The following is a 549-nucleotide window of genomic DNA, read 5'->3' as shown; positions in this document are numbered from 1 at the left end:
GGGCGCACGGGGGCGGCCTACGGCGACTGGCTCACCGAGCAGGGGCCGGCGTTCACGAGCGGGATCCGCACGGCGACGCTGGATCCGTTCCACGGCTACGCCAACGCCATCCGCGACGAACTCCCTGAGGCGATCACCGTCCTGGACGCCTTCCACGTGGTGAAACTCGGCGGGCAGGTCGTGGACGAGGTGCGTCGTCGGGTGCAGCAGGACACTCTGGGCCACCGGGGCCGGGCCGGGGACCCGTTGTACGGGATCCGCCGCACCCTGCAGATCGGCGCCGAGCACCTGACCGAGAGGCAGGTCACCCGGCTCAACGCGAAGCTCGAGGCCGGGGACCCGCATCACGAGGTCACCCTGGCCTGGCATTGCTACCAGAAGCTGCGCGCGGTCTACCACGCCCGCCCCGAGACCGGCCGCCGGCTGGTCGCCGAGATCCTCGGTGCCTTCCCGTCCTGCCCGATCCCGGAGATCGCCCGGCTCGGACGGACCTTACGCCGGTGGAAGGCCGCGATCCTGGCCTACTTCGACACCGCCGGGGCCTCGAAC

The 549-nt window shown here is 71.8% G+C and carries 1 protein-coding gene; it reads left to right on the top strand.

All coding sequences use genetic code 11. The annotated features are described in order from the left end of the window. A partial coding sequence (locus AS25_RS11490) for an ISL3 family transposase (RefSeq protein ID WP_035965254.1) occupies nucleotides 1-549 on the top strand: 549 nt, incomplete at both ends.

The sequence above is a fragment of the Kocuria marina genome (genome assembly GCF_000786655.1).
Classification (GTDB): domain Bacteria; phylum Actinomycetota; class Actinomycetes; order Actinomycetales; family Micrococcaceae; genus Kocuria; species Kocuria marina_A.
This window is presented reverse-complemented; position numbering and strand designations above follow the sequence as displayed.